The sequence below is a fragment of the Pseudoalteromonas sp. 31A1 genome (assembly GCF_011378815.1).
Classification (GTDB): Bacteria; Pseudomonadota; Gammaproteobacteria; order Enterobacterales; family Alteromonadaceae; genus Pseudoalteromonas; species Pseudoalteromonas arctica.
In genome coordinates this window covers 1-550 of record NZ_WTKY01000079.1, presented here as the reverse complement: position 1 = coordinate 550, position 550 = coordinate 1, and the positions used below count along the sequence as shown (strand labels likewise).

Annotated in this window: 1 protein-coding gene; it reads left to right on the top strand. The window is 34.5% G+C overall.

All coding sequences use genetic code 11. From position 1 onward, the window contains the following. Positions 1 to 179 precede the first annotated feature (179 nt). Entirely contained in the window at positions 180 to 452 is a 273-nt protein-coding gene (locus GQR52_RS20400; RefSeq protein WP_165729620.1) for a hypothetical protein, read from the top strand. Positions 453 to 550: the final 98 nt, after the last annotated feature.

Here is a 550-nt window from a genome sequence, read left to right as displayed (position 1 = left end):
GTTATGTGTATTTATGATTGATCGAACTTCCCGAAATAGATTAGCCGAACTTATCCGTAGTTTAAGCTCTGGTCAAATATCAAATATCAAATGATGAATTTGAAGACTTAATTCCTGAATCAGATGATGATGCAATACGACAAGTTTTTTCTCATGGTGCTTGGTGCCTTTATAGCGATATGAAAGAATATAAGCTTAGAGGTAAGGATGCCTTATCAAACGAAACAAAATCAATTGTTGCTAGATGGGTATTGTACCTAAAAACAGATATTGAGTACAATTGGCCATCTACAACATTTAAAGAAGACTTTTTAAAATGTATTTCTTTGGGTTTCTTTGGTCAGAGCACTCTTGATAAATGGCAGGAATATGGTGAAGTAAGTTTATGGCCATTTCCAAATATAGATTGCTTTCAAAAGGCTAAAAAAGAAAACGGATATTTGGGCGTATAATACACATAACAAGACGTTCAAACGGACAAAAAACAGTTGGCTGTTTCACTCCGTTCACAATTTTAGCCAACAATTTTTTGCCGCTTAACGTGGCGTTA

Excerpts from the sequence above, each read along its gene's own strand:
- GQR52_RS20400 (WP_165729620.1), top strand. The coding sequence starts at position 180 with ATGAAAGAATATAAGCTTAGAGGTAAGGATGCCTTATCAAACGAAACA.